This is a genomic window from Chitinophaga sp. (genome assembly GCF_036569125.1).
Taxonomy (GTDB): Bacteria; Bacteroidota; Bacteroidia; order Chitinophagales; family Chitinophagaceae; genus Chitinophaga.
Window position 1 is genome coordinate 1 of sequence record NZ_DATCRF010000038.1, and the last position, 2,058, is coordinate 2,058.

The 2,058-nt window shown below is 46.8% G+C and carries 2 protein-coding genes; one reads left to right on the forward strand and one right to left on the reverse strand.

The window, feature by feature from the left end; translation table 11 throughout:
• Window positions 1-235: 235 nt before the first annotated feature.
• Window positions 236-1,663 carry an alpha/beta fold hydrolase gene (locus VIM87_RS01290; RefSeq protein ID WP_331995218.1) on the forward strand — a complete coding sequence of 476 codons (1,428 nt, stop codon included), beginning with the start codon at window positions 236-238 and terminating at the stop codon, window positions 1,661-1,663.
• 31 nt (window positions 1,664-1,694) lie between these two features.
• Here VIM87_RS01290 and VIM87_RS01295 read toward each other — a convergent pair.
• On the reverse strand, window positions 1,695-2,058 hold a 364-nt coding region (locus tag VIM87_RS01295), incomplete at its 5' end, for a hypothetical protein (RefSeq protein WP_331995219.1).

Consider the following 2,058-nt stretch of genomic DNA (forward strand, 5'->3'; position numbering starts at 1 on the left):
CATCAGCCCTAAAAAATACTTTTCCATACTGCGTGCAAGAATGGCTTTAACAGCTTATGTAGCCAATAAAAAAGCCTTTGCACCCTGCGATTATGGCTATTATGATATGAGCCACTTTTACAGGGAAATGATCCGGTTCACGGGTCAAAGTATGAGCAGCGTTCTTTAAAAATGTCCGTTTTTTACCTTCCATATTTTCCCCCTCCGTTCTACTTTTGATTAAAACAACTCCCGGATGAAACCTGTACTCCTGATGTTTATTGCTTTTTGCTGCTGCGTACCCATTGCCCGCTCCCAGCAAAAGACTGCCATTGTTCCCTGTGCCTGCCCTGTTAAAATAGACAGCAGCTTTAAAACCCGCTGCGGTTACCTGGTAGTGCCGGAGAACAGGAAAAAGAATAACGGAAAAACTATTCAGCTCCCGTTTATTGTAGTGGAAAGTAAAAACCCGCATAAAAAGAAAGACCCGCTGCTGTTCACCACCGGAGGCCCCGGGGGCAGCTCACTGGATTGGGCAGCAGGGGCTGCCCGCAGCAACATTATTAATGACCGGGATTGTATTGCCTTTGAACAAAGAGGCACCAATTATGCGCAGCCCAACCTTAACAGCCCGGCGTTAACGAACGCCATTAAAACCGCTTACAGGAAAAACCTGAATAAAGACAGCATGGTGATCGAAGGTGTAAAACAGTACCGGAAAGACCTTGAAGTCAGGGGCATTGATCTTTCCGGTTATAATACAGATGAAACAGTTGCCGACATGCACGACCTGCTCACCAGCTTACGCATTGATTCCGTTAATCTCTGGGGCATTTCATACAGCGGTGGTCTAATGCTGGCAGTGCTGCAGCACGATCCTTCCCGCATCCGCTCTTTGATACTGGATTCTCCCCTGCCCACCTTTGTGCATATTGATGAAGATGAACCGGCTAATTTTAATGAAGCGCTTACCCTGCTGTTTGCACGTTGTGAAAGAGATTCAGCAGACAAGGTTTTATATGGCAGCCTGATGGAAAAGTTCCGGCAATATTTTACCTCCATTGCAGGAAAGACCTTTTACATTCCTTACCTGGAAAAGGGCGCCACAGATACCCTCAACATTCAATACACCCGGAACGATCTGCTGGATATTGTACAGAACTATCTTTCAGGTGATCGTAAAGAACTAGCTTTTGTTGTTACAGAGCTCATTAAAGGAAACCATCACGGCTATATGAAACAGCTGCTGGATGATCTGTTCCAATATGGCCGGGGGCCTTCCGGCATGCGGATCTCCGTGTACTGTGCCGACCAGGCTGCCTATAACCATGAAAGCGTAATGCATCAGCTGTATAATGCCTACCCTTACATGGAGGGTTATCATATTAATGATGTTTACAACGCCATGTGCGATTGCTGGGCATCGTCTCCCATTAAAGCAAGCACCAAGCAGCCTTTTTATTCCAATAAGCCGGCGTTGCTGGCCGATGGAGAGCTGGACAATGCCTGCAGGCCGCTTTATATTGATATGATCCATCACTACATGCCTAACAGCCAGCGGCTGCTGTTCACCAACCGCGGGCATGGCGTAGGCGGCCGGGATTTTCAGCAGTTCATGCAGCAGTTCCTCAACGATCCGTATAAAAAATTGCAGTCTGCAAAAAGTGATATAGTTGTTTACTAAATAACACACATAACGCCGGAAGTGTAAATGGCTACTGCATTTCAAGCCGCTGTGTTCTTTCAACAATTTCCTTTATCACGTTATCCAGCTCCTGACCTGAAGCAGACAGGTACTCAATAAACTTATGAAAATCTTCACGGGAAAGGTCCTTATCCTTTAACACATCAATTAACGCCATTATACGCGCAAGGGGAGCGCGCACAACATGCGACTGGACCCAGGCAATTTCCCGGAGCCGTGCATTTTGTTCTTCGATGGCGTTCATATAGGCCACCTGGGCGCTAACATCAATAGCAAGCACCAGCCTTGCTTCCTGCCCGTCAAAGTCAATTACATTTCCCTGCACCCTCACATCAATCACTTCCCCGTTCTTCTTACAGTGTTTGAAGATCCCT

Excerpts from the sequence above, each read along its gene's own strand:
- VIM87_RS01290 (WP_331995218.1), top strand. The coding sequence starts at position 236 with ATGAAACCTGTACTCCTGATGTTTATTGCTTTTTGCTGCTGCGTACCC.